The organism is Pseudomonas sp. B16(2017), from assembly GCF_002113205.1.
Lineage (GTDB): Bacteria > Pseudomonadota > Gammaproteobacteria > Pseudomonadales > Pseudomonadaceae > Aquipseudomonas > Aquipseudomonas pharyngis.
The window spans coordinates 535233-554166 of the sequence record NZ_NEKA01000002.1 but is presented as its reverse complement, the minus strand read 5'-3'; the positions used below and the strand labels follow the sequence as shown (position 1 = coordinate 554166).

16 protein-coding genes are annotated in these 18934 nt (G+C 61.1%); 15 read left to right on the top strand and 1 reads right to left on the bottom strand.

The window, feature by feature from the left end; all coding sequences use genetic code 11:
* Window positions 1-163: 163 nt before the first annotated feature.
* The 12 genes from CAG25_RS05195 (at window position 164) to CAG25_RS05140 (ending at window position 12398) form a co-directional block, all read left to right on the top strand.
* Complete coding sequence (locus CAG25_RS05195) at window positions 164-2524, top strand: TonB-dependent receptor (protein ID WP_074689406.1); 2361 nt, start codon at window positions 164-166, stop codon at window positions 2522-2524.
* A gap of 23 nt (window positions 2525-2547) precedes the next feature.
* On the top strand, window positions 2548-3891 hold the full coding sequence (locus CAG25_RS05190) for an aryl-sulfate sulfotransferase (RefSeq protein ID WP_085611222.1): 1344 nt from the start codon (window positions 2548-2550) through the stop codon (window positions 3889-3891).
* Between the two features lie 379 nt (window positions 3892-4270).
* Entirely contained in the window at window positions 4271-5083 is an 813-nt protein-coding gene (locus CAG25_RS05185) for an energy transducer TonB (protein ID WP_041475106.1), read from the top strand.
* Window positions 5084-5128: 45 nt separating this feature from the next.
* A complete protein-coding gene (locus tag CAG25_RS05180; protein ID WP_085611221.1) occupies window positions 5129-5854 on the top strand; it encodes a MotA/TolQ/ExbB proton channel family protein in 726 nt (241 codons plus the stop codon).
* Between the two features lies 1 nt (window position 5855).
* The gene (locus CAG25_RS05175) at window positions 5856-6257 is read left to right on the top strand and encodes a biopolymer transporter ExbD (RefSeq protein WP_003220570.1); all 402 of its coding nucleotides are present in this window, start codon (window positions 5856-5858) and stop codon (window positions 6255-6257) included.
* 169 nt (window positions 6258-6426) lie between these two features.
* Entirely contained in the window at window positions 6427-7008 is a 582-nt protein-coding gene (locus CAG25_RS05170) for an alpha/beta hydrolase (RefSeq protein ID WP_007952774.1), read from the top strand.
* A gap of 56 nt (window positions 7009-7064) precedes the next feature.
* Window positions 7065-7997: a sigma 54-interacting transcriptional regulator gene (locus tag CAG25_RS05165; protein WP_085611220.1), complete on the top strand. Its 933-nt coding sequence runs from the start codon at window positions 7065-7067 to the stop codon at window positions 7995-7997.
* A gap of 166 nt (window positions 7998-8163) precedes the next feature.
* Window positions 8164-8961 carry a MetQ/NlpA family ABC transporter substrate-binding protein gene (locus tag CAG25_RS05160; protein WP_011331930.1) on the top strand — a complete coding sequence of 266 codons (798 nt, stop codon included), beginning with the start codon at window positions 8164-8166 and terminating at the stop codon, window positions 8959-8961.
* Window positions 8962-9423: 462 nt separating this feature from the next.
* Complete coding sequence (locus tag CAG25_RS05155) at window positions 9424-10089, top strand: amino acid ABC transporter permease (protein WP_007918712.1); 666 nt, start codon at window positions 9424-9426, stop codon at window positions 10087-10089.
* On the top strand, window positions 10070-10729 hold the full coding sequence (locus tag CAG25_RS05150) for an amino acid ABC transporter permease (protein ID WP_007952770.1): 660 nt from the start codon (window positions 10070-10072) through the stop codon (window positions 10727-10729). Before CAG25_RS05155 ends, CAG25_RS05150 begins: the two co-directional genes overlap by 20 nt.
* A complete protein-coding gene (locus CAG25_RS05145) occupies window positions 10726-11523 on the top strand; it encodes an amino acid ABC transporter ATP-binding protein (protein WP_085611219.1) in 798 nt (265 codons plus the stop codon). The genes CAG25_RS05150 and CAG25_RS05145 overlap by 4 nt, the downstream gene beginning before the upstream one ends.
* On the top strand, window positions 11520-12398 hold the full coding sequence (locus CAG25_RS05140; RefSeq protein ID WP_085611218.1) for a transporter substrate-binding domain-containing protein: 879 nt from the start codon (window positions 11520-11522) through the stop codon (window positions 12396-12398). Before CAG25_RS05145 ends, CAG25_RS05140 begins: the two co-directional genes overlap by 4 nt.
* Here CAG25_RS05140 and CAG25_RS05135 read toward each other — a convergent pair.
* The gene (locus CAG25_RS05135) at window positions 12395-13555 is read right to left on the bottom strand and encodes an AAA family ATPase (protein WP_085611217.1); all 1161 of its coding nucleotides are present in this window, start codon (window positions 13553-13555) and stop codon (window positions 12395-12397) included. The genes CAG25_RS05140 and CAG25_RS05135 overlap by 4 nt on opposite strands.
* 144 nt (window positions 13556-13699) lie before the next feature.
* On the opposite strand from CAG25_RS05135, the gene CAG25_RS05130 reads away from it, so the two are divergent.
* Genes CAG25_RS05130 through CAG25_RS05120 form a run of 3 tightly spaced genes read left to right on the top strand, consistent with a single transcriptional unit; the run spans window position 13700 to window position 18914 of the window.
* Window positions 13700-14803 carry an efflux RND transporter periplasmic adaptor subunit gene (locus CAG25_RS05130; RefSeq protein ID WP_011331936.1) on the top strand — a complete coding sequence of 368 codons (1104 nt, stop codon included), beginning with the start codon at window positions 13700-13702 and terminating at the stop codon, window positions 14801-14803.
* Window positions 14800-15864 (top strand): efflux RND transporter periplasmic adaptor subunit, encoded by a 1065-nt coding sequence (locus CAG25_RS05125; RefSeq protein WP_085611216.1) that lies wholly within the window; start codon window positions 14800-14802, stop codon window positions 15862-15864. The genes CAG25_RS05130 and CAG25_RS05125 overlap by 4 nt, the downstream gene beginning before the upstream one ends.
* Complete coding sequence (locus CAG25_RS05120; RefSeq protein ID WP_085611215.1) at window positions 15861-18914, top strand: efflux RND transporter permease subunit; 3054 nt, start codon at window positions 15861-15863, stop codon at window positions 18912-18914. Before CAG25_RS05125 ends, CAG25_RS05120 begins: the two co-directional genes overlap by 4 nt.
* Window positions 18915-18934 lie beyond the last annotated feature (20 nt).

Sequence of the window (18934 nt, the reverse complement as noted above, 5' to 3'; positions counted from 1 at the left end):
TTCACATAAAAAATATCCGGGAAATGCATTGGATATGCATTAGGTCGACTCCTTATAAAGGCAATCTCTTATGCAGTAAATCTTTGTAAAAACATAAATAAATAACTTAAAAGAATATGCGGCACGGAAGATGTCTGCGTGTTTTTTGACCAGGAGCAGTCCCATGAGTCCGTTGAACCTCGCTTCACCGCCGCCGCCACGACGGCTCAAACGCCTGCCTCTGGCCCTGTTGCTGGCGGGGAGTGCCAGTTGGACCCACGGCTACGCCGCTGAGACAGAAACTCCCGCGCCGGCACCGACTGGCAAGACCGCGACCGCCACTTCGCAACTGGAAACCGTGACCGTCACCACCCGCCGTCGCGAAGAAAGTTCTCAGGACGTGCCGACGCCCATGAGCGTGGTCAGCGGCCAGACTCTGGAGACGCAGCGGGTCTACCGGATTCAGGATCTGCAGCAACTGGTGCCCAGCGTCAACGTCGCCTACATGCATGCGCGCCAGTCCAGCGTGTCGATCCGGGGCCTGGGCAACAACCCGGCCAGCGATGGTCTGGAAGGCAGCGTCGGCCTGTACATCGACAACGTTTATCTGGGTCGCCCGGGGATGGCGGTGTTTGACCTGATGGACATCGAACAACTCGAAGTCCTGCGTGGGCCGCAGGGGACGTTGTTCGGCAAGAACACCACCGCCGGGGTGATCAATATCAGCACCCGCGCGCCGAGTTTTACCCCGGAGCGCAGCATCGAGACGTCGGTCGGCGAGGACGGTTACTTCCAGACCAAGGGCACGCTTTCCGGGCCGCTCAACGATCAGTTGGCCGGACGCATCTCTGCCTATCGCACCCGCAGCGACGGTGACATCAAGAACGAATTCAACGGCCATGATTTGAATGGCGGCTCCCGCGACGGCTTCCGGGCGCAACTGCTGTTCAAGCCCAACGAGAATTTCAACCTGCGCTGGATCGGTGACTACAACGAAGAGGATTCCAGCGCCGGCACCCGCGTGCTGTACAACACCGGGCCGACCATCAATGGCGTCAATCTCTACTCGGCCCGCGCCGCCGCTGCCGGCGCGACGCTGGTCAACGGCTCGCACCGCAAGGTCAATCTGGACAACGACCAGCACGTCACCGTCCATCAGGGCGGCACATCGGTGGAGGCCAACTGGACCTTGCCGAGCGACTTCACCCTGACCTCGGTCAGCTCCTACCGTTTCTGGAATTTCACCCCGCGCAACGACGATGGCCTCAATGTGCCGGCGACCTACAACGCCGGGGTGTCGGTTGAGGACAAACAGTATTCCCAGGAATTTCGTCTCGCATCGCCCAAGGGCGAGTTCTTCGATTACGTCCTCGGCGCCTACTACTTCGGCTCGGACCTGGACAACAAATCCTTCGCCTATTACGGCCCCCAGGCAGACATCTGGAACGGCACGCCACGGGGTGCGCTGGCCAACGTCAACAGCGTCGGACGTGGCCATATCAAGACCGACAGTTTTGCGCTGTTCGCCCAAGGCACCTGGCACCTGACCCCGCGACTGGATTTCACCGCCGGGGTGCGTGGCACCTATGAAGAGAAGAACGCCTGGGTCAATCGTGATGCGCCGGTCGGTGGCGCCGCTGTCACGGGTGCCGCAGCCACTGCGCGACGCGGCCGCACCGGCGCCTACGATTCCGGCGACCTGAATCAGTACAGCTCCAGCCCGTCCGGATTGCTCAACCTCAGCTATCGCTTCACCGACGATCTGCTCGGCTACGCTACGTTGTCTCACGGCGAAAAATCCGGTGGGGTCAACCTTGTGGTCGGCTCGGCACCGACCGCCGGCGCCGACTCTTTGCTGATCGGCACCGAGCGCGCCAATAACGCCGAACTCGGCTTCAAGAGCACGCTGTGGGATCGGCGTTTGCAGCTCAACGCCAACGTGTTCTGGACTCAGGTCAACGCTTACCAGACCAACGCCTACGACGACGTCAACCGCGTGCAATACCTGACCAACGCCGGCTCGGTGCGCTCGCGCGGGGTGGAATTCGAAAGCACCCTGATCCCGCTGCGCGGCCTGACGCTGAACTTCAACGGCTCGTACAACGACGTCAGCTATCTCTCCTACAAGGACGCGCCGTGCCCGCCGGAAGTCAGCCAGGCACCGGGTGCTCCGGCCTCTTGCGACCTCAGCGGCCATCAGGTGGTCGGCGCCTCGAAATGGATCGGCAATGCCAACGGCAAGTACGAATGGAACCTGGATAACGGTTTGCAACCTTACGTCACCGGCAGCTACGCATTCCGCTCCAAGGCGGTGGGCACGGTCGAAGATTCCGATTACGGCCAGATCCCGAGTTACGCGGTGGTCAATCTCTCCACCGGCCTGCGCGGCGATTTCAATCAGGGTCAGTGGGACGTCTCGCTGTGGCTGAAAAACGCCTTCGACAAAACCTACTACACGACCCTGTGGACCGGCGGCAACGGCGGCTATGAAGGCCTGCTCGGCACGCCGCGCACTCTCGGCGTCACCGGTCGCTACGACTTCTGATCGATCCTTCAAGGAGCTGCATCATGTTGCGCATCAAAACCGCTTTACCGGTGTTGTTGTCCGGCGCAGCGCTCAGTGCCGGGGCGCTCGCCGCGCCCAGCGTCTACCCCACCGGCGTCACCCGTTACGATCCGGCCAAGGCCTTCAATCAATATGTGATCTTCAGCGGTGCCGACAAGCAGACGCACCTGATCGACATGAACGGCAACGAGGTGAAGAGCTGGCCGCAGTCGGGTTTCCCGTCGGCGATCATCGACCCGCAACTGGTCGGTGGCGAGCGCGGCCACGTGTTGCTGCAACTGAGCGAAAAGGATCCGGGCAAGCTCGGTTCCGCCGGCAATGGCCTCGGCAATCAGAGCATCGGCGAGCTGGACTGGAATGGCAAAGTCGTCTGGCAGTGGGGCGACAAGGCCCCCGGTGGCTCCGCGCAACAGCATCACGATCAGCGTCGCCTGAGCAACGGCAACACCGTGGTGCTGGCGAACAAGGTGCACCAGGTCAAAGGCTTCAAAGTGCCCGAGGTGATTGACGATGCGATCTATGAAGTCAGCCCCGCCGGCGAGGTGAAATGGCAGTGGCTGGCGTCGGATCACTTGAACGAATTCGGCTTCACCGCCGAGCAGTTGAAGCTGGTTCGCGCCAGTGAAAATCCGGATTACCTGCACATCAACAACCTCAGCCTGGTCGGGCCGAACAAGTGGTTCGATGCCGGCGACAAGCGTTTCAACCCGGACAACCTGCTGATCGATTCGCGCAACGCCAACTTCATCGCGATCATCGACAAACACAGCGGCAAGGTGGTCTGGCGTCTGGGGCCGAATCTGCCGTTGGCCAATCCGAAAACCGCGCAGAAAATCCCGCGCCCGGTGGACCAGTTCGTCGGTCAGCATGACGCGCACATTATCCCGGCCGGACTGCCCGGCGCGGGCAATCTGCTGGTGTTCGACAACCAGGGTTCGGCGGGGTACCCGAACGTCACGCTGGGGCTGATTTCCGGTTCGCGGGTGCTGGAGATCGACCCGGTGAAAAATGAAATCGTCTGGCAGTACAGCGCGGCGAATTCAAAGCAGCCGGGGTGGGCGTTCTACAGCTCGTTCATCAGCAGCGCGCGGCGCTTGCCCAACGGCAATACGCTGATCGACGAAGGCATGAACGGGCGGTTTTTCCAGGTGACGGCCAGTGGTGAAAATGTCTGGGAATACGTCAGCCCTTATCTGGGCAAGGCACCGGGCAGCGACGCGATCAGCAACTGGGTCTATCGAGCCCTTCCTGTAAGTTATGACTGGGTGCCGGCAGGAACGCCGCGCTCGGAGACGGCAGTGATTGCGCCGGCCATCGGCGTGCAACAGACCAATGCCAGTCGTTAGTTATCAGGATTATTCAGCGCCGAACCAAGACCGTTGAGCTTGTGAAGCAATAAGAAATTCAGTCATCGAAGGCCGATGCATTAAACATGCATCGGCCTTTTTGTTTGCTTTTTTTCAAGATCCGATGCCTTGGATGAATACTTTTTATGCCGCGAAAGCATGTCGATTTCGGCGAATCGCTGGAAGCCTTGCAGGCCGCGGCTATGGCGGAAATGACCGTTTCATATATTCCATAAACGTCTATTCATAACATGAAAGATTACTTTCGGAGATAAGCCGCTGGCCCAATGATTGACCCATCGATCACGCCGTGGGGGATTCAACAAGCGGCGAATCGGCTAAGCGAAAAAAACGCAAAGAGACCGCAGGGAGTAAATCAATGGGCAATGTCCAGACCGCCGCCAGCGCACAGGAGGTGCTGTGGCGCCAGGCGCCGAGCGGCGAGTTGGTCGATCTCGGCCGGCCCCATCGCGTGCCGTTGGGGCAGCTGCGTTTGCAGCGCGCGCCCAAGGGCATTCTGAGCCGCCGCGAAACGATTCTGCTCGGCGTTCTGGCGCTGGTGGTGCACGGCGCGGTGATCTACTGGATCAACCAGCATCCGACGCCGGCGCTGCCGATCGTGCCGCCGGAAATTCCACCGATGACCATCGAGTTTTCGCGCCCGGCGCCACCGGCACCACCTGTAGTTGTGCCGCCGCCACCGGCGCCTGTGGTCGAGCCTCCGCCCCCGGTGGAGGACGAACTGGCAACCAAGCCGCCACCGAAACCAAAGCCGATCCCCAAACCGAAACCGGTGGCCAAACCCGTACCGAAACCGGCGCCGAAAGCGGTCGAGCAACCACCGGCTCCGCCACAACCGGCCGCCCCGGTCGCCGCGCCAGCGCCACCTGCACCACCGGCGCCTGCTCCGGTGACGCCAGCCTCGGCCAACGCCGCGTACCTGAAGAACCCGGCGCCGGAGTATCCGTCGCTGGCCCAGCGTCGCGGTTGGGAAGGCACGGTGTTGTTGCGGGTGCACGTGTTGGCCAGCGGCAAACCGGGCGAGATCCAGATTCAGAAAAGCAGTGGCCGGCAACAGCTCGACGACGCGGCGCTGGACGCCGTGAAGCGCTGGAGCTTCGTGCCGGCCAAGCAGGGTGATGTCGCCCAGGACGGCTGGGTCAGCGTACCCATCGATTTCAAGATTCATTAAACCGAAACCAATTTCGCGCTAAACGTTTACACGAGGGAACACATCATGACGTTACTGGCATCTCCACTGGAATCCATCGAAAGCGCGGTGATCTGGCTGCTGGTGGTCTTCTCTGTCGCTACCTGGGGCCTGGCATTGCTCAAGGCTGTGCAGTTCGGCCGGTTGAAGGCGCAGGACCGCAAATTTCACAAGCGCTTCTGGGCGGCGTCGAGTCTGGACTCCGCCGCCGAGTTGAGCGAAACCCAGCCCGGCGCCGCAGCGCGGGTGGCACAGGTCGGTTATGCGGCGATACAAGTGGGCGAGGCGCCGCAGGCCAATGACCTGAGCCAGGCGATCAACCATCAGGATCGCCTCGAACGTGCCTTGCGTCAGCAGATCGTTCGCGAGCGGCGTTCGCTGGAAACCGGTCTGGCAGTGGTCGCGAGTATTGGCAGCACCTCGCCGTTCATTGGTCTGTTCGGCACGGTGTGGGGAATCATGGAAGCGTTGAAAGGCATCAGCGCGGCGGGCTCGGCGAGCCTGGAAACGGTCGCAGGACCGATCGGTGCAGCGCTGGTCGCCACTGGTGTGGGGATCGCGGTCGCGGTGCCGGCGGTGCTGGTTTACAACTACTTTTTGCGTCGTCTGAAACTGACGGCGGCGGACCTGGACGACTTTGCCCACGACTTCTACAGCCTGGCGCAAAAAAGCTCGTTCCGCGTGCTGATCCACCCGACCGCGCACAAGGCTGCGGCCCAGGGCAACGCAACAAAAGTGAAGGAGGCGTCCTGATATGGCCTTCTCCACGCAAGACAGCGACGAGGTGCTGAGCGAGATCAACGTGACGCCGCTGGTGGACGTGATGCTGGTGCTGCTGGTGGTGTTCATCGTCACCGCGCCGCTTTTGACCAACGCGATACCGATCAACCTGCCGAAGACCGAAGCGGTGGCGCCGGTCGAGCAGAAAGACCCGTTGGTGGTGAGCATCGACGGTGCGGGAAAACTGTTTATCAACAAGGACGAAATCCAGCCGGATCTGCTGGAATTCAACCTCAAGTCGGCCAAGGCCAAGGACCCGGAAGTGCGCGTGCAATTGCAGGCGGACGACGGGGTGAATTACGGAGAAGTGGCGCGAGCCATGGCTTCGATTGAGCGGGCGGGCATCACCAAGCTGTCGGTGATCACTGCACGATAGGGGTTTCACGTTTTTCCGGGGCCGTCTCCTTGGCAGGGTGCGGCCCCTTTTTTTGCCCAATGCTTAATATTCTTTTCGGGTCTTAATAAATAGCTTCTTATTCCTTAACGAATATAAATCCCGTCCCTATACTCGTTCAGGAACAGACACGACGCAGGAGAGCTCCCCCATGCGCAACGAATCAATCCGTTATCTGATTGTGCCGGGCTGGCAAGGATCGCCAGAAGATCATTGGCAAACCCATTGGCAAAACAGCCTGCCCAACAGCGCGCGGGTGGAGCAGGCCGACTGGCTGACACCGCGTCGTGAAGACTGGGTCGCTGCGCTGGCCGAGGCGATTGCCGCCGACAGCTCGCCGGTGATTCTGATCGCGCACAGCCTGGGCTGCATCACCGTGGCGCACTGGGCGGCCACCGCGCCGCTGCATCATTTGCGTCAAGTGCGCGGGGCATTGCTGGTGGCGCCGGCAGATGTCGAGCGCCCGGCCTGCGTGCCGGCGCTGCGCAATTTCGCGCCGATCCCGACCGATCTGCTGCCCTTCCCGAGCCAGGTCGTCAGCTCCGACAACGACGCCGCCGTCAGTGCGCCGCGTGCGCTGGAGCTGGCGCGCAACTGGGGCGCCGAGGCGGGGATTCTCGCCGGCGCCGGCCATATCAACGTGAAGTCCGGGCATCAACGCTGGGAGCAGGGATTCGCTTATCTGTATCGCCTGCAAAACCGCATGGAACACCACGCCCGGCGCCGTGCCTGACCACTTTTGTTTTTTCAACGCCCCCGTCTCCCGGCGATTTGGGGCGGGAGTCTGCCATGAGTTTTGAAACCTTTGGCCAGCCGTTGCTGACCTTTCCCGATGCGGAAAAAAGTCCCCTGAGCATCCGCGCCAAGGCGCTGGTGTTCGTCGATCCACGCTCGCGCCAGTTGCGCGAGGAAATGGCCCAACTCGCACCGCGCTCGATCTCGGTGTTGATTCGCGGCGAGACCGGCACCGGCAAGGAATTGCTCGCCCGCCACATCCACCGCGCCAGTGATCGCAGCGGGCTGTTTGTCTCGGTCAATTGCGGGGCGATCAGCCCGACCTACGCCGATGCGGAGTTGTTCGGCTACGCCGCCGGCAGCTACAGCGGATCGGCCAGCAGTCGCGCCGGCTGGTTCGGCTCGGCCAACGGCGGCACCTTGTACCTGGACGAGATCGGCGACCTGCCGCTGCCGATCCAGATCAAATTGCTTTCCGCCCTGGAAAACCACGAAGTCACCCGCGTCGGTGCGCATCAACCGAGCCCGGTGGACGTGCGCCTGGTGGCGGCGACCAGCATCGATCTGGCCCAAGCGGTGGCGGCGGGGAAATTCCACGAGCGTCTTTATCACTATCTCAGCGAAGGGCATCTGGAACTGCCGGCATTGCGTGCGCGGGTCGGCGACATTCTGTCGTTGGCCGAGTACTTCCTCGGCATCTACAGCCAGCGCCTGGATCTTCCGGTGCCGCTGATCAGCGAAGCGGCGCAACAGGTGCTGGAGCAACACAGCTGGCCGGGCAATACCCGGGAGCTGGAAAACGTCATTCATTTTGCGTTGCTGGTGAGCACCGGCGACGAAATCCTGCCGGAGCACCTGAACCTGCCCGAGGTGTCTGGGCCGCTGGTTCAGATCGAACGTCAAGTGGCGAACATCAGCCTCAACGGCACTGCCGACGAACGTAAGGCATTGAAAGAATTGCTGTTGAGCCTGAGCGAGGCGTTGTAACCATTTTCTTCAACATGAACAAAATGGAATATGAAGCTGAATAAACGTTATTGTCCGGGAATAAAAAATCCCGGTATTGTCCGCTTCACGCCAGCAGTAGCACATCGCTGGCACATGTATTAATGCCGTCGTCGATGACGACCGTGATTTTCGATAAGGACACTGCATGAAAAAGGTTCTGTTGTTTACCGCATTGGCGGCTGCTCTGACTGCTTCCCTGGCCCAGGCCGGCGAGAAACTGGTGGTGGCCGCGACGCCGGTGCCGCACGCCGAGATCCTCGAATTGATCAAGCCGACCCTCGCCAAAGAAGGCGTGGATCTGGAAATCAAGGTCTTCACCGACTACGTACAGCCGAACGTACAGGTGGGCGAGAAGCGTCTGGACGCCAACTACTTCCAGACCAAGCCTTACCTGGACAGCTTCAACGCCGGCAAATACAAGGACGACAAGGCCAAGTACCTGGTGACCGTGCAAGGCGTGCACGTTGAACCGTTCGGTGGCTACTCGAGCAAGTACAAGACCCTGGCTGAACTGCCGGACGGCGCCACCATCGCCATTCCGAACGAAGGCAGCAACAGCGGTCGCGCTCTGATCCTGCTGCAGAAGGCTGGCCTGATCGAACTGAAAGATCCGAAGAACGCCCTGGCCACGCCGAAAGACATCGCCAAGAACCCGCACAACTTCAAGTTCAAGGAACTGGAGTCGGCCCTGCTGCCGCGTGTTCTGAAAGAAGTCGACCTGGACATGATCAACACCAACTACGCGCTGGAAGCCAAGTTGAACCCGACCAAGGACGCCCTGGTGATCGAAGGTGCGGATTCGCCTTACGTGAACTTCCTGGTTGCCCGTGAAGACAACAAGAACAGCGACGCCATCAAGAAACTGGCCGCTGCCCTGACCAGCCCTGAAGTCAAAGCGTTCATCGAGAAGAAGTACAACGGCGCGGTACTGCCGGCGTTCTGATCCGACGCAGCAGCAACCCCCTTCAAGGTTGAAAAAAAACGCCGATGACCAGCGATGGTCATCGGCGTTTTTTCTTGCGTGTGGCTGACTCAGGCAGCGCTGGTTTTCAGCGCCCTGCGCAAAGCCACCAGCCATTTCACGAAATCCTGCGGGTCCGGTCGCTGCGGCACTTTTACGTCCATGTTCTCTTCCTTGTTATGGGTTTGGCCGGGGAGTCTGGCCAAAAGCTGTTCGTCCTTGGAGGGCTTTCATGAAAAAAAGATCCGTCCTACAGCGAAAGGAAAAATAGCCTTCTTATTCTGTCGGGGCAAACTCGCAGGATAGTTTTTTGCGTGATATCAATATGCTTTAACGGTATTTAAATTCTTTTTCTTATGCCTTTAAAGTCGGTGCCTGCCGGACAGTTACCCGCTGTCCATGGACTGCACCATCGTCGCTTACCGAGCGGCGTCAGGATGTTTCATGACCTTCGATTACGCATTTATCCTCAGCACCCTGCCGGCGTTTCTTAAAGCCGTGGGCGTGACGCTGCAGGTCGGTTTGATCGCCATTGGCACCTCGCTGCTGGTGGCGTTGCTCAATGCGACGATTCTGGTGTTCCGCACGCCTTACCTGCAAAAACTGGTCGGCCTGTATGTGGAGCTGGCGCGCAACACACCGCTGCTGATCCAGCTGTTCTTCGTCTACTTCGCGTTGCCGGCCCTGGGAATCAAGGTTTCGGGATTCACCGCCGCGATCATCACCATGACGTTTCTCGGCGGCGCCTACCTCACCGAAGTGCTGCGCGCCGGCGTCGATGCGGTGCCCCAGGCGCAGCTTGAGTCCGGTCGCTCCATCGGTTTGTCCCACGGCCAGTTGCTGCGCTACGTGATCCTGCCGCAGGCGGGAATCCTCAGCCTGCCGTCGCTGTTCGCCAATTTCATTTTCCTGCTCAAGGAGACCACCGTGGTCTCGGCCGTGGCGGTGCCGGAAATTCTCTACACCACCAAGAGCTACATCGCGCTCTACTACAAAACCTATGAAATGCTCGCCGTGCTGACGCTGATCTGCGTGCTGCTGTTCCTGCCGCTGTCGCTGCTGTTGAGCCGTCTGGAAAGGAGGCTCCAGCATGGCCAGTTCGGGTCTTGAACTGCTCTGGGTGTCGTTGCCGCAATTGGCCAAAGGCGCCGGGCAAACCCTGTCGATCTCGTTCCTCAGTATCGCCATCAGCACCGTCGGCGGCGTGCTTTACGGTGTGCTGCGCACGCTCAACGTGACGTGGCTGAACGCGCTGCTGCGCATCTATCTGGAACTGTTCCGGGCGATCCCGGTGCTGGTCTGGTTGTACCTGCTGTTTTTCGGCTTGCCGATTTTCTTCGGCCTGAGCCTGCCGAGCTTCTGGTGCGCGGTGCTGGTGCTGTCGCTGTGGGGCGCCAGCGAGGTCGGCGAAGTGGCGCGCGGTGCGCTGCATTCGTTGCCGCGCGGGCAGCGTGAGGCGGGGCTGTCGATCGGCCTGAACGCGGCGCAGCTCTACGGTTACGTGCTGCTGCCCCAGGCGCTGAAACGCATGACGCCGCCGACCATCAACGTCTACACGCGGATCATCAAGACCAGTTCGCTGGCGGTGCTGATTGGCGTGGTGGATGTGATCAAGGTCGGTCAGCAGATCATCGAGCGCACCTACGAATCGGTGCTGATCTACGGCGCGCTGTTTCTGTTTTTCTTTTTTATCTGCTACCCGCTGTCGGCCGCCTCGCGCGTGCTGGAGCGGCGCTGGACGCAAGCATGAGCGCATTGATCGAGTTTCAGGGTTTCAACAAATTCTTCGGCGAACAGCAGGTGCTCAAGGGCATCGACCTGCAAGTGAAATCCGGCGAAGTCATCGTCATCCTTGGCCCCAGCGGTTGCGGAAAAAGCACACTGCTGCGTTGCCTCAACGGTCTGGAAACCGCCCACAGCGGTCACCTGAAATTCGCCGGCCGTGAATTGCTGGACAAGGCCACCGACTGGCGCGAAGTGCGTCAGCAGATCGGCATGGTGTTCCAGAGTTATCACCTGTTCCCGCACATGAGCGTGCTCGACAACCTGCTGCTCGGCCCGCTGAAAGTGCAAAAACGCCAACGCCGCGAAGCACAGCAACAAGTCGAAGCGTTGCTCGCGCGCGTCGGCCTGGCGGACAAGCGCGACGCCTTCCCGCGCCAGCTCTCCGGCGGCCAGCAGCAACGCATCGCCATCGTCCGCTCGTTGTGCATGAACCCGCGGGTCATGCTCTTCGACGAAGTCACCGCCGCCCTTGATCCGGAGATGGTCAAGGAAGTGCTGGAAGTGATTCAGGGCCTGGCCCGCGAAGGCATGACCCTATTGATCGTCACCCACGAAATGGCCTTCGCCCGCGCGGTGGCCGATCGCATCGTGTTCATGGATGGCGGGCGCATCCTTGAGCAGAACCCGCCCGAGCTTTTCTTTACGAACCCGCAAACCGCACGCGCGCAGCAGTTCCTGGAGAAGTTCTCCTACGTCGAAGCGCTGACTTCAACGACTTCGCCCACAACGTCTCAAACCAAGGAACTGGAACTGCCATGAAAACTGCCAAAGCCTTATTCGCACTACCGCTGATCAGCCTCGCGCTGCTGGCCGGCTGCAACAAGACCGAAGAACCGGCCAAGCCGAAAGTCGCCAGCGAAAGCACCGCGCCGGCCGGTTACCTGGACAAGATCAAGGCCCGCGACAAGCTGATCGTCGGCGTATTCACCGACAAGCCGCCGTTCGGTTTCGTCAACGAAGCGGGGCGTTACGTCGGCTTCGATACCGACATCGGCCGTCAATTCGCCAAGGATCTGCTGGGCGATGAAAACAAGGTCGAGTTCGTGGCCGTGGAGCCGGCGAGCCGCATTCCGTTCCTGCAAAGTGACAAGGTCGACCTGATCCTCGCCAACATGACCGTGACTCCGGAGCGCAAGGAAGCGGTGGAATTCACCAACCCGAATCTCAAGGTCGCGGTGCAGGCGTTGGTGCCACAGAACAGCGAGGTGAAAAAACTCGACGACCTGGCGAGCCGCACCACCATCGTGACCACCGGCACTACCGCCGATATCTGGCTGACCAAAAACCATCCGGACTGGAAACTGCTGAAGTTCGAGAAAAACTCCGAGTCCCTGCAAGCCCTGGCCAACGGCCGTGGCGATGCCTACGCGCAGGACAATCTGGTGCTGTTCAGTTGGGCCAAGCAGAACCCGGGCTACCGTGTGCTGGACGAAAAACTTGGCGCCGAAGCGCCGATTGCGCCGGCGGTTAAGAAGGGCAACATCGAATTGCGCGATTGGGTGAACGCGGAGTTGGCCAAGCTGGGGGAGGAGAAATATCTGCTCAAGCTGTATGACCAATATGTGCGTAAAGAGCTGAGTGATGACACCAAGCCTGAGAGCGTGATTGTCGAAGGCGGGAAGTGGCAGGGCTAATCAGGCCAGTTCCACGCCGGCTCATCCAGAACCCTCTGCCCGACGATCTCCGTCTGGCCGAGGGTTTTTTCCAGCACGATGCAATTGCATTCCGGGTCTTCCTGCAACGCCGAAATCAATCGTCGGGCGTGGGACACCACCCACACCTGACACTGCTCTGACACTCGGATGATCAGGCGCGCCAGCGCCGGCAGCAGATCTGGGTGCAGGCTGGTTTCCGGTTCGTTCAGCACCATCAGCGACGGCGGGCGTGGCGTCAGCAGCGCGGCGACCAGCAGCAGATAACGCAACGTGCCATCCGACAGTTCCGCTGCCGACAACGGCCGCAACAACCCTTCCTGAAAGAACTCGATGGCGAAGCGGCCGCCCGCCAGCGGTGCGATGTTCAGCCGTGCGCCGGGAAAGGCGTCGCTGATCGCCGCCTGCAACGCCTCGGGATCGCCGATCTCGCGGATGGTCTGCAACGCAGCCGCCAGATCGCGGCCATCGTGATGCAGCACCGGCGTGCGCGTGCCCAGTTGCGGCTGGCGCACCGGGGCGTCGGCGTCACTGCGAAAGTGATCGTAGAAGCGCCAGCGGCGGATGAACTCGCGCATCTGGAACACCTCCGGCGAGGTGCGCAGGCTGCCGACCTGATCGAACAGGCTGTCGAAGTTTGGCGCGTGCTGGGCCAACACATCCCAGCTGCGACCCTCACGGGTGCGGATCATCGGCCCGTCGCGATCCACCAGCAGACTGGCCGGACGATAGAGCGGCCCGGCCCAGATGCATTCCTTTTTGATTTCCGGGTCGAGGGAAAAGAACGAAAGGCTCGGCTCCGGCAAGCCCAGGGCGATCGAATAGCTGAAATCTTCCCCGGCAAAGCCCAGGCGCAGGCGTTTGACGCCCTGGCGCACGGTGGACTGGATCGGCACCTCGCCGTTGCGCATGCGCCGGCTGATGGTTTCCGGCCCGGCCCAGAACGTCGAGTCGAGCCCGCCCTCACGGGCCAGCGCATTGACCACGCCGCCCTGAGCGGTTTCCGCCAACAGCCGCAGTGCCCGGTACAGGTTGGACTTGCCGCTGCCGTTGGGGCCGGTGATCAGGTTCAGACGGCCCAGCGGAATCACCAATTTATTGATCGAGCGGTAATTGGCCACCGCGAGGGTCTTGAGCATGAAAATCCTTCTTGAGTGCCCCGAAATCCGGGTCAGGATACTCCCTGCACAGAAATGCATATATCGGCCGGACGAAGGTTGAACCCTGTTCTAAGCTCACAGTCGTATCGTCACTTGCACGTTCGTACACAGGAAGGAGTCTGCATGGCGAGTCCCGGATTGAAAACAGCGGTCATGCTGAGTCTGTTCGCTTTGTTGAGCGCGTGCGGCGAGAAAAAGGCCCCTGCCGAATACCTGCCCCGGGTCTTCGTGCAGGAGGTGAACCCCGCCAATTACGCCGCCGCCGTGACCCTCACCGGCGATGTTCAGGCCCGCGTGCAGACCGAACTGTCGTTCCGGGTCGGCGGCAAGATCATCCAGCGCATGGTCGATGTCGGTGACCGCGTCTCGGCCAAGCAAGTGCTGGCCAAGCTCGATCCGAAGGATTTGCAGACCAACGTCGATTCCGCCCAGGCTCAGGTAGTGGCCGAGCAGGCGCGGGTCAAACAGAGCGCCGCCGCGTTCGTCCGCCAGCAGAAACTGTTGCCCAAGGGCTACACCAGCCAGAGCGAATACGATTCGGCGCAGGCCGCATTGCGCAGCAGCCAGAGTGCCTTGAGCGCAGCGCAGGCGCAGTTGGCCAACGCCAAGGATCAATTGAGCTATACCGCGCTGATCGCCGATGCGCCGGGCGTCATCACTGAGCGTCAGGCCGAAGTCGGTCAGGTGGTTCAGGCCACGGCGCCGATATTCAGCCTGGCCCGTGACGGCGACCGCGACGCCGTGTTCAACGTTTATGAATCCCTGCTGGCCGAACGCCCGGCGGAGCGTTCGATTGTCGTCAGCCTGCTCGACAACCCCGCCATCAAGACCACCGGCACCGTGCGTGAAATCACCCCGGCGGTGTCCGCGCAGTCCGGCACGGTGCAGGTCAAGGTCAGCCTCGACAGCCTGCCGCAGGGGATGCAGCTGGGCTCGGTGGTGAGCGCCACGGCCAAGGGCACCGGCAAGTCGGCCGTTGAATTACCGTGGTCGGCGCTGACCAAGAACGTCAGCGATCCGGCGGTGTGGATGGTCGACGACAAAGGTGAAGCGCAGTTGCACAACGTCACCGTCAGCCGCTACCTGATCGGCAAGGTCATCATCAGCGAGGGCCTCAAGGGCGGGGAAAAAGTCATTGTCGCGGGTGGGCAGTTGCTGCATCCGGGCATGAAGGTCGAAATAGCCGAAAACACCTACAAGGATCTGCAACCGGGAGCACAGCCATGAAGCGTCTGGGGCTGTTATCCATTGGTGTGTTGCTGGCCGCCTGTTCGAAAAGCGAGCCACCGCCGGAGCCGGTACGGCCGGTGTTGTCGGTCAAGGTCGAAGCGATGAGCGAGGAAAACCTCGGGCGTTTCGCCGGCAGCATTCAGGCACGCTATGAAAGCAACACCGGTTTCCGTGTCGGCGGGCGCATTGCCAGCCGCAACGTCGATGTCGGCACCGAGGTTCAGAAGGGCACGCTGCTCGCCACCCTCGATCCGTCTGATCAGCAGAACCAGCTGCGTTCGGCCCAGGGCGACCTGGCCAGGGTTCAGGCACAGCTGATCAACGCCCAGGCCAATGCCCGCCGTCAGCAAGCGCTGTTCGACCGGGGCGTGGGTGCGCAGGCGCAACTGGACATTGCGATGACGGACCTGAAAACCACCCAAGCCTCGCTGGATCAGGCGCGGGCGGCGGTCAACCAGAGCAAGGATCAACTCGATTACACCCAGCTACGCTCGGACCACAAGGCGGTGGTCACCGCGTGGAATGCCGAGGCCGGGCAAGTGGTGACGGCGGGCCAGCAGGTGGTGACCCTGGCGCAACCGGACATCAAGGAAGCCGTGATCGATCTGCCGGACACCCTGGTCGATGAGATCCCATCCGACGTGGTGTTTCTGGTGGCCGGGCAGCTCGACCCGAGCATCAACACCACAGCCACCCTGCGCGAGATCGAACCCCAGGCTCAAAGTGCCACGCGCACCCGCCGCGCACGATTGACCCTGGCCAATACGCCTGACGGCTTTCGCCTCGGCACGGCGATCAGCGTCACCCTCAGCTCGGCGATCAAGCCGCGTATCGAATTGCCCGTCACCGCGTTGCAGGAGGTCGACGGAAAAGCGCGGATCTGGGTCATCGACACCCAGAGCAAAACCGTCAACCCGCGCGACGTCAGCGTGATCAGCCGCACCGATAGCAGCGTTGTACTTGCGGGGGGCGTGAAGAACGGCGAGCGTGTGGTCAGCGCCGGCGTCAACAGTCTCAAACCCGGACAATCCGTGAAACTTGACGAGGACAGTCAATGAAAGGCTCTTTCAATCTCTCCGAATGGGCCCTCAAGCATCAGTCTTTCGTCTGGTATCTGATGTTCGTCGCATTGCTCATGGGGGTGTTCTCCTACTTCAATCTGGGGCGCGAGGAAGACCCGTCGTTCACCATCAAGACCATGGTGATCCAGACCAAATGGCCGGGCGCGACCCAGGAAGAAACCCTCAAGCAGGTCACCGACCGCATCGAGAAAAAACTGGAAGAACTCGATTCCCTCGACTATGTGAAAAGCTACACGCGCCCCGGCGAATCGACGGTCTACGTGTACCTGCGCGACACCACCAGCGCCAAGGACATTCCGGAAATCTGGTACCAGGTGCGCAAGAAGATCGACGATATTCGCGGGCAGTTTCCCCAAGGCATTCAAGGGCCCGGGTTCAACGACGAGTTCGGTGACGTGTTCGGCTCGGTGTACGCCTTCACTGCCGACGGCCTGACCATGCGCCAGTTGCGCGATTACGTGGAACAGGCGCGGGCCGAGATCCGCAATGTCCCGGGGCTGGGCAAGATCGAAATGATCGGCCAGCAGGACGAAGTGATTTACCTGAACTTCTCCACCCGCAAACTGGCGGCGCTGGGCATCGATCAGCGTCAGGTGGTGCAGAGCCTGCAGTCGCAGAACGCCGTGACTCCGGCCGGTGTCATCGAGGCGGGCCCGGAGCGGATTTCTGTGCGGACTTCGGGCCAGTTCGCTTCGGAGAAAGACCTGGCCGAGGTCAATCTCAAGCTCAACGACCGCTTCTATCGCCTGGCAGATGTTGCCGACATCACTCGCGGTTACACCGATCCGGCCACGCCGGAATTCCGCTTCGACGGCAAGCCGGCGATCGGTCTGGCGATTGCCATGCAGAAGGGCGGCAACGTTCAGGAGTTCGGCAAGGCCCTGCACAAGCGCATCGATGAACTGACCGCGGATCTGCCAGTCGGCGTCGGGGTGCACACGGTGTCCGATCAGGCCGTGGTGGTGGAGGAAGCCGTCGGCGGCTTCACCAGTGCCTTGTTCGAAGCGGTGGTGATCGTGCTGGTGGTCAGCTTCATCAGTCTCGGTGTGCGCGCCGGGCTGGTGGTGGCGTGCTCGATCCCGCTGGTGCTGGCGATGGTGTTTGTGTTCATGGAATACAGCGGCATCACCATGCAGCGGATTTCCCTCGGCGCTCTGATCATTGCCCTCGGCCTGTTGGTGGACGATGCGATGATCACCGTGGAAATGATGGTCACGCGCCTGGAAATGGGCGAGAGCAAGGAGGAGGCGGCGACGTTCGCCTACACCTCGACCGCGTTCCCGATGCTCACCGGTACGCTGGTGACGGTCGCCGGTTTCGTCCCCATCGGCCTCAACGCCAGTTCTGCCGGCGAGTACACCTACACGCTGTTCGCGGTGATTGCCGTGGCGATGATCGTGTCCTGGATTGTGGCGGTGTTCTTCGCCCCGGTGATCGGCGTGCACATTCTCAGTACCAACGTGAAAGCCCATGAAGCCGAACCGGGGCGCGTTGGCCGCGCATTCAACGGCGGTTTGCTGTGGTGCATGCGCAATCGCTGGTGGGCCATCGGCATCACCGTGCTGTTGTTTGTGCTGGCGGTGTTCTGCATGCGTTTTGTGCAGAATCAGTTCTTCCCGTCCTCGGATCGACCGGAAATCCTGGTCGACCTCAACCTGCCGCAAAACGCCTCGATCGACGAGACCCGCAAGGCCGTCGACAAGCTCGAGGCCACGCTCAAGGGCGACGCGGACATCGTGCGCTGGAGCACCTACATCGGTCAGGGCGCGATCCGTTTCTACCTGCCACTCGACCAGCAATTGCAGAACCCGTACTACGCGCAACTGGTGATCGTCAGCAAAGACTTTGAAGCCCGCGAGGCCTTGAGCCAACGCCTGCGCGAACGGCTGCACAAGGATTTCGTCGGCATCGGCAGCTACGTGCAGGCGCTGGAAATGGGCCCGCCGGTGGGGCGTCCGATCCAGTACCGGATCAGCGGCAAGGACATCGACCAGGTGCGCAAGCACGCCATCGACCTGGCGACTGAACTGGACAAGAACGAGCACATCGGCGAGATCATTTACGACTGGAACGAGCCAGGCAAAGTCCTGCGAATCGACATCGCCCAGGACAAGGCGCGCCAGCTCGGGCTGTCGTCCGAAGACGTGGCGAACCTGATGAACAGCATCGTCAGTGGCGCGCCGCTGACCCAGGTCAACGACGACATCTACCTGATCAACGTGGTCGGTCGCGCGGTGAGTTCGGAACGCGGTACGCCGGAAACCCTGCAGAACCTGCAGATCGTCACGCCCAACGGCACGTCGATCCCCTTGCTGGCCTTCGCCACGGTTCGTTATGAGCTGGAGCAGCCGCTGGTGTGGCGTCGTGACCGCTTGCCGACCATCACCATCAAGGCGTCGGTGCGTGACGAAATTCAGCCGACCGACCTGGTGAAACTGTTGAAGCCGTCCATCGACGCGTTCGCCGAAAAACTGCCCGTTGGCTACAAGGTCGCCACCGGCGGTACGGTCGAGGAGAGTGGCAAGGCCCAAGGACCGATTGCGAAAGTGCTGCCGTTGATGCTGTTCTTGATGGCGACGTTCCTGATGATCCAGCTGCACAGCGTGCAGAAGCTGTTCCTTGTGGCCAGTGTCGCGCCGCTGGGGTTGATCGGCGTGGTGCTGGCGCTGGTGCCGACCGGTACGCCGATGGGCTTCGTGGCGATCCTCGGGATTCTGGCCTTGATCGGCATCATCATCCGCAACTCGGTGATCCTTGTGACCCAGATCGACGAGTTCGAGCGCAAAGGCTATGCGCCGTGGGATGCGGTGGTGGAAGCCACCGAGCATCGACGGCGCCCGATCCTGCTGACCGCCGCCGCGGCGAGCATGGGCATGATCCCGATCGCCCGGGAAGTGTTCTGGGGGCCGATGGCCTACGCGATGATCGGCGGGATCGTGATTGCAACCCTGCTGACGCTGCTGTTTCTGCCGGCGCTGTATGTCGCCTGGTACAAGATTCGCGAGCCGAAGAAAGAGGCGCAGTAAGGCGAGCGCCTTGCGCTCAT

Coding starts and splice junctions, on each gene's coding strand:
- CAG25_RS05195 (WP_074689406.1), top strand. CDS start 164: ATGAGTCCGTTGAACCTCGCTTCACCGCCGCCGCCACGACGGCTCAAA.
- CAG25_RS05190 (WP_085611222.1), top strand. CDS start 2,548: ATGTTGCGCATCAAAACCGCTTTACCGGTGTTGTTGTCCGGCGCAGCG.
- CAG25_RS05185 (WP_041475106.1), top strand. CDS start 4,271: ATGGGCAATGTCCAGACCGCCGCCAGCGCACAGGAGGTGCTGTGGCGC.
- CAG25_RS05180 (WP_085611221.1), top strand. CDS start 5,129: ATGACGTTACTGGCATCTCCACTGGAATCCATCGAAAGCGCGGTGATC.
- CAG25_RS05175 (WP_003220570.1), top strand. CDS start 5,856: ATGGCCTTCTCCACGCAAGACAGCGACGAGGTGCTGAGCGAGATCAAC.
- CAG25_RS05170 (WP_007952774.1), top strand. CDS start 6,427: ATGCGCAACGAATCAATCCGTTATCTGATTGTGCCGGGCTGGCAAGGA.
- CAG25_RS05165 (WP_085611220.1), top strand. CDS start 7,065: ATGAGTTTTGAAACCTTTGGCCAGCCGTTGCTGACCTTTCCCGATGCG.
- CAG25_RS05160 (WP_011331930.1), top strand. CDS start 8,164: ATGAAAAAGGTTCTGTTGTTTACCGCATTGGCGGCTGCTCTGACTGCT.
- CAG25_RS05155 (WP_007918712.1), top strand. CDS start 9,424: ATGACCTTCGATTACGCATTTATCCTCAGCACCCTGCCGGCGTTTCTT.
- CAG25_RS05150 (WP_007952770.1), top strand. CDS start 10,070: ATGGCCAGTTCGGGTCTTGAACTGCTCTGGGTGTCGTTGCCGCAATTG.
- CAG25_RS05145 (WP_085611219.1), top strand. CDS start 10,726: ATGAGCGCATTGATCGAGTTTCAGGGTTTCAACAAATTCTTCGGCGAA.
- CAG25_RS05140 (WP_085611218.1), top strand. CDS start 11,520: ATGAAAACTGCCAAAGCCTTATTCGCACTACCGCTGATCAGCCTCGCG.
- CAG25_RS05135 (WP_085611217.1), bottom strand. CDS start 13,555: ATGCTCAAGACCCTCGCGGTGGCCAATTACCGCTCGATCAATAAATTG.
- CAG25_RS05130 (WP_011331936.1), top strand. CDS start 13,700: ATGGCGAGTCCCGGATTGAAAACAGCGGTCATGCTGAGTCTGTTCGCT.
- CAG25_RS05125 (WP_085611216.1), top strand. CDS start 14,800: ATGAAGCGTCTGGGGCTGTTATCCATTGGTGTGTTGCTGGCCGCCTGT.
- CAG25_RS05120 (WP_085611215.1), top strand. CDS start 15,861: ATGAAAGGCTCTTTCAATCTCTCCGAATGGGCCCTCAAGCATCAGTCT.